We start from the raw sequence: 4,544 nt of genomic DNA on the forward strand, positions 1-4,544 counted from the left end.
TATGCCGAACCGACCAAACGCCGGTCAGCCAGAAATCTGGGGAAAACGAGCCGACTCGGCATAGTTCGGCGGGCGGCATAAACGGCAAAAATGAACGGCATCGACCCGCAGGCGTGGCTGGCCGATGTCCTTGCTCGCATCGCCACCCACCCGGCTCATCGCCTCGACGAGCTTCTGCCCTGGAATTGGACGCCGGCATCAACACTCTCCGCTCAAGCAGCATGACCACGCACGTCAACAAGGTCCATCACGTCACCACCCTCGCCAAAGTCGCCAAAGATCTCGGCGAAGATGAAGATTGGCTGTTCGCCAACGAGATGGAGATCGAGGATGGCGTCATCTGGGTCTATGGCGTCGGAGAAGACGGCGTCCAAGCGTTCACCGACTTCGGCATCGACAACCTGATCGAACTCATCAAGTTCTACAAAGAAAACCCTGAACTGCTCAGGCGGTGACGCTGCGGCCTACGCCGAACGGATACATCGTTCTCAACGCTGGCGCGTTGTGCCACCGCCTTCGGCAGCCGGCGGCATTGACCGCGCCCGATCACCGGTCGGTTGGCTTTGCTAGCGCTCGGTTGAGGACCGGGCGCGAAATCGGCGCGGGCGAAATGCCCAGCAGTTGCGCGACCGGCGTCCTTTGCACCTGGCTAAGGGGAAAACAGATGAAACAACAGGACTTCGCTACATGCGGCAACACGCGTACCTCAACGACTACATTGTACTTGTGCCCCAATCGTCGCACTATGCCCGTGAGTATCCGAGCCAGTACGAGAGCCTAGCGGTTGAGCGGAGAAGTGCTTCTAGAAGCCGCGCCGCACGGCCTTGCCGTTCTTGATCACTGTCGTACACCGATCGATCACGCGCGCCTCGAACGAGATCACGTCGACATCTTGCCAGAGATCGACAGTGATTGTATCTCCGGGGAGTACGGGCGCCGAGAAGCGCGCCTCGTGGCTCAGGATCCTCGTCGGATCGAAATTGCAGAACTCCTGCAGCACGGCACGGCAAGTGATACCAAAAGTGCAGAGACCATGCAGAATTGGTCGCGAGAAACCGGCCTGCTTGGCGACGCTTGGATCTGAATGAAGCGGATTGAAATCGCCATTCAGCCGATAAAGCAGCGCCTGGTCTGGCCGGGTGTCTAACGAGACCGTCACGTCCGGCTTGCGTGTGGGGACTGAGTGAGGCTCGGGTGCGCCTGCCGGGGGACCGCCAAAGCCCCCATCGCCGCGCGCGAAGGTGGAGGCGGTGAGGGTTGCGATTTTCTCTCCCTTGTCGTCGGTCCACATGGTCTCGTCGACCACGACCGCCCCCTTGTCCTGGCCCTTGTCGAAGGCGGTGATCGTGCGGCTAGTGGCTCTGAACGTGCCGGACGATGGCAGCGGCTTGTGTAACTCAATCTTCTGCTCACCGTGCACTAACATTAGCAGGTTCAGCTCGCTGATCCGCAGACCGGGATTCTGCTCCGATGCAGGCCTGGCAGGCCCTCCCTTGGCCAATGCTAGCGTGGTAACAGCTGACGGCACGACCTTGATGTCTTTCTCGAGTACGAATGGCAACTCGCGCTCGTTCATTGGATCGCGGCCCATGCCAATCCCCAGCGCATAGAGCATCACATCCTTCTCAGTGTAGGTAAAGACGCGCGGCTCGGCCTTCTGCTCAAGGATATCAGGATAGTAGATCGGCATAGCGTATAATCCTAGAAATAGCACGATCAAGAATATGGCCGTGCGGCGCGCAGCGCGGATAAAAAACGCCGCTGCGAAAGCTCTTATAGCTGCAGGATCAAGGTTATGCTTGCGATCCAGTGATCCTTCTCGAGCAAGATTTCGTCAGCGGATCGGCTCCAGGGGTGGAAGATAGAGTGAGACCTCTCGGGGGGCGTTGTGACAAATCCGACGCGTTACAAGATCATGAATGTCTAGATAACTCACGAGGTAAGGACGGGAGGATCAATGATGCTCCTCAACTCCTCTCGTGTCATCCACATAAGCCAGTCATCCTCCCTAATATTCTCTTCCACCAGCCTTAATTGCGCTCCGCCAGATTCATAATGTAGCGGATTGTAGACGCCTTTTTCCAAAGTCCAGCGCCTTGCAAGCCAACATAAGAAGTCAGGATTCCACATCGCAAGTGTAATGCCGCTTCCTATTCCCCCCGTATGCTTCAGTATACCTTGTCCTCTAAAGTCGCTGCGCACCCAAAGGTCCCCATGGTAGGCTACCTTACCTGTAATTTTCTTGGCGCTTGGCGCCGTGCAGATGCATCGATCGTCTGGATGTGCATGTTTTGCAGGCTCATCGTAAAACACTTTTAGTGATTGAAGATGTTCTCCGAAGTTGCTGTGCTCAAGGTGAAACAGTCGAACAGCCTCGAGATAAACAACTTCGTTATTTTTATCGAAGCCCATGATCCAGTATCCATCTCCCGGCTCTATTCGCGACCGATCCGGCCTAAACACTGGTTGGGTTGGACGTTTTGTTGGCGTTGCTCGCGCTATCGCTATATATTCGCAAAAATCGAATCCTAAGGAAAGTTTAATGCCTTTTTCGGCGGCAGCTTCATCGTAAGTTCTAAGAAAACGGGATACCTGTAAGAGATTAATTGGGCTCTTCATTTGTGTCATTCTCCTCGCATATGCGCGGTTGACTTGCCAAATTGGTCGCCGCGAGCGATCAGAGTAGGTTGTCGGTGATGAACTGACATCTACCTATTTTGGTCGGTCAGGTCTCCCATGTAGGCCATGCCTCTTGGACCGACGGCTCCCGTATTCCTCGGCGATTTTGGAGCGATGCCGCAGTAGCAAGGTTGCGTCGCGACGCGTGTCCAACCTCGAAAGAGCGCTGACCGTGCGTCTGGACGAAAAAAGCAGCCGCGCATCTTCATCGACCCGGCCGCCCAATTGTCGGCCTTGTGACATAGTCACCTGCCTTCCTCGCCTGCGAAATGTTTGAAGGATGATGGTGCTTTAGCTCGATAAGGACACTTGGCACGGGTCTTGACTGTTTCGGTTCGAAATCACGAAAACTGCGAGTCGGCACTGACATCTTTATTGTCGACAAATGGAAACAGAAAACGTGCAGGTCCAGCTCATCTCGAAGCCGAAGAGCCGTTGTTCTCCCAAGCGACATTGAAGGGAGCCGGGCCTCACAGTTGGGAATTCAGCAGTTTAGCCACGGAGGCTCAATAGCCATGTCGGAAGTATGCGTCAACGCACTAATAAGACCCGTCAATGAAAGCGTTATCGAAGGGCTTTCCTTTCCCACTTTTTTGCAAACCGAGCAAAATCTGCTGGTCGCAAAATTCGACCTGATGAAGTTTACTCCGGCTAAGCATATCCTCGATGCGGCGTTGGAAAACGGCCAGTTGCAGGCGGGCAGCCGCGTGATTGAAAGTAGTTCTGGCACTTTTGCCCTTGCGCTAGCTATCCTGTGTTCCCTGTATGGACTACGCCTCACCCTAGTCACCGGCCCAACGTCCGAGATTGTGCGCTGGCGATTGGAAAATCTGGGCGCAACTTTACATACGGTCACGGCGAGCAAAAATTGTGAAGGTGGAATTCAGCAGGCGCGGCTTGAAGTACTAGCCAAACTGCGCCAATCCATGCCAGACAGCTTCTGGCCGCAACAGTACACAAACCCATTAAACTCGCTTTCGTATAAGCCGATAGCTGAACGAGCACTTCTGGCGGAGCCGCGAATCGACGCAATCGTTGGAACAGTCGGCAGTGGCGGATCACTCTTTGGAATCGCTTCTGTATTGCAGCGCAACAACCCGGACTTAGAGGTAATCGCAGTAGATCACAATAGAAGTGTCATTTTTGGCGCTCAAGCGACGCAGATCAGCAGGATGTGCAGAGAAACGTTTGAGCAGCTTCTGGCAATGGGCGCTGGAATTCCAATGGGCAATGTAGACTTTGAACTTTGCGACGAAGTCCATTGGGTGCCTGTGCCGAAAATGGTGCAAAAAGTCCATCAATTCCATCGACGCACCGGAATGCTAGTCGGTCCATCGAGTGGCGCCGCTCTCGCTGTGGCGGAGTGGCGCGCTGCTCAAAAGCCTTGGCAGAACGTGTTGACCATTCTGCCTGACCACGGCATCCGCTACGTAGAGACGATGTTTAACCCAACATGGTTGAAGAACTGGAGCGACGATCTAGCTCGGGATTGGGACGGTCCAACAGACATCATCTCCTTGAAAGACGTATCTGAAGGGTGGTGCCGCTTCGAATGGGGGCGGCGCAAGTATCGTAATGTGCTCGGCAGCGATCCTGCGCCTCGGCCGGCTGGGTACGATCCGTAGGTCTTTTGCGAGCAACCGGCATGCCCCGGCCGAGCTGCCTCGCGACGCAAGCTCGCGAAGGCGAAATGTAGTATTGCCAAGTTATCAATCCTCTTCATTGAAGGGCCGATTTTAGATCGTAAGCGCTAAGCGGGAACCCTTGCATCGGGACTGGGATAGCTGTGCGAAGAAGCCTCTGGTTGGGACGGAGGCTTCGGATGGGATTGGACAGCAAAAAGGACGTCTATTTGGACGGCTCAT

At 54.9% G+C, this 4,544-nt stretch carries 4 protein-coding genes and 1 pseudogene; 3 read left to right on the plus strand and 2 right to left on the minus strand.

The genetic code is table 11. The annotated features are described in order from the left end of the window. Nucleotides 1-81 precede the first annotated feature (81 nt). Together XH80_RS03115 and XH80_RS03120 are read left to right on the plus strand one after the other, a co-directional pair. Nucleotides 82-225: pseudogene (locus tag XH80_RS03115) on the plus strand (transposase domain-containing protein); the annotation flags it as partial. Continuing rightward, nucleotides 222-455 (plus strand): hypothetical protein, encoded by a 234-nt coding sequence (locus XH80_RS03120; protein ID WP_271597293.1) that lies wholly within the window; start codon nt 222-224, stop codon nt 453-455. The pseudogene XH80_RS03115 and the gene XH80_RS03120, both read left to right, overlap by 4 nt. Before the next feature lie 347 nt (nt 456-802). Here XH80_RS03120 and XH80_RS03125 read toward each other — a convergent pair whose 3' ends face one another. Then, nucleotides 803-1,690 carry a MaoC/PaaZ C-terminal domain-containing protein gene (locus XH80_RS03125; RefSeq protein WP_271597290.1) on the minus strand — a complete coding sequence of 296 codons (888 nt, stop codon included), beginning with the start codon at nt 1,688-1,690 and terminating at the stop codon, nt 803-805. 242 nt (nt 1,691-1,932) lie between these two features. Then, nucleotides 1,933-2,619 (minus strand): hypothetical protein, encoded by a 687-nt coding sequence (locus tag XH80_RS03130; RefSeq protein ID WP_271597291.1) that lies wholly within the window; start codon nt 2,617-2,619, stop codon nt 1,933-1,935. Nucleotides 2,620-3,194: 575 nt separating this feature from the next. Here XH80_RS03130 and XH80_RS03135 point away from each other — a divergent pair. After that, nucleotides 3,195-4,304: a pyridoxal-phosphate dependent enzyme gene (locus XH80_RS03135; RefSeq protein WP_271597292.1), complete on the plus strand. Its 1,110-nt coding sequence runs from the start codon at nt 3,195-3,197 to the stop codon at nt 4,302-4,304. The last annotated feature ends 240 nt before the right edge of the window (nt 4,305-4,544 follow it).

This window comes from Bradyrhizobium sp. CCBAU 45384 (genome assembly GCF_028128665.1).
In the GTDB taxonomy this organism is placed as follows: domain Bacteria; phylum Pseudomonadota; class Alphaproteobacteria; order Rhizobiales; family Xanthobacteraceae; genus Bradyrhizobium; species Bradyrhizobium manausense.

What these genes read in the sequence shown, in the direction of transcription:
- XH80_RS03120 (WP_271597293.1), top strand. Translation starts at nt 222, where the DNA reads ATGACCACGCACGTCAACAAGGTCCATCACGTCACCACCCTCGCCAAA.
- XH80_RS03125 (WP_271597290.1), bottom strand. Translation starts at nt 1,690, where the DNA reads ATGCCGATCTACTATCCTGATATCCTTGAGCAGAAGGCCGAGCCGCGC.
- XH80_RS03130 (WP_271597291.1), bottom strand. Translation starts at nt 2,619, where the DNA reads ATGAAGAGCCCAATTAATCTCTTACAGGTATCCCGTTTTCTTAGAACT.
- XH80_RS03135 (WP_271597292.1), top strand. Translation starts at nt 3,195, where the DNA reads ATGTCGGAAGTATGCGTCAACGCACTAATAAGACCCGTCAATGAAAGC.